The 612-nt window shown below is 71.1% G+C and carries 2 protein-coding genes; both read left to right on the top strand.

Features of this window, described 5'->3' with window-relative positions; translation table 11 throughout:
* Positions 1–164, top strand: a 164-nt coding sequence (locus QCD75_RS21845; protein WP_301231621.1) for a sarcosine oxidase subunit delta, incomplete at its 5' end; no start/stop codon positions are given.
* On the top strand, positions 161–612 hold a 452-nt coding region (locus tag QCD75_RS21840), incomplete at its 3' end, for a (2Fe-2S)-binding protein (RefSeq protein ID WP_301231620.1). The genes QCD75_RS21845 and QCD75_RS21840, both read left to right, overlap by 4 nt.

Below are 612 nucleotides of genomic sequence, written 5' to 3'. Positions count from 1 at the left end.
GCTGGCTGCACAGCACAGGCTGCCGGCAGTGGTTCAACATGCTCCGCGACACCGTTACGTACGACATCCAGGCCGTGTACCCGATGGGACAGCTTCGCCCCGCCACCGGCCCCACCGCCCCCACCGTCACCACCCCCGTCTCCCCCGAAGGAGCCATCAAATGACCGCTCAGCCGCAGCCCGCGCGCCTCAGCACCGGCGGACGCATTGACCGCAGCGTCTCCTGGCGCTTCACCCTGGACGGCCGTGAATACACCGGCCACCCGGGCGACACCCTCGCCTCCGCCCTGCTGGCGAACGGCCGGATCGCCGCCGGCAACTCCCTGTACGAGGACCGTCCCCGCGGCATCATGTCCGCCGGCGTCGAGGAATCTAACGCCCTCGTCAAGGTCGCCGCCCGGTTCCCCGGCCACGTGGCCGAATCCATGCTCCCCGCCACCACGGTGACCCTCGTGGACGGGCTCAGCGCCGAACTCCTCAACGGACTTGGAAAGCTGGACCCGGACGAGGACCGCGCCGAGTACGACAAGAAGTACGTCCACTCCGACGTCCTCGTGGTCGGCGGCGGCCCCGCAGGCCTGGCCGCGGCCCGCGAGGCCGTCCGCAGCGGCGC

Source organism: Arthrobacter sp. PsM3, assembly GCF_030433895.1.
Lineage (GTDB): Bacteria > Actinomycetota > Actinomycetes > Actinomycetales > Micrococcaceae > Arthrobacter.
Note: the sequence above shows the minus strand (reverse complement) of the source record. Positions and strands in the feature narration are given on the sequence as shown.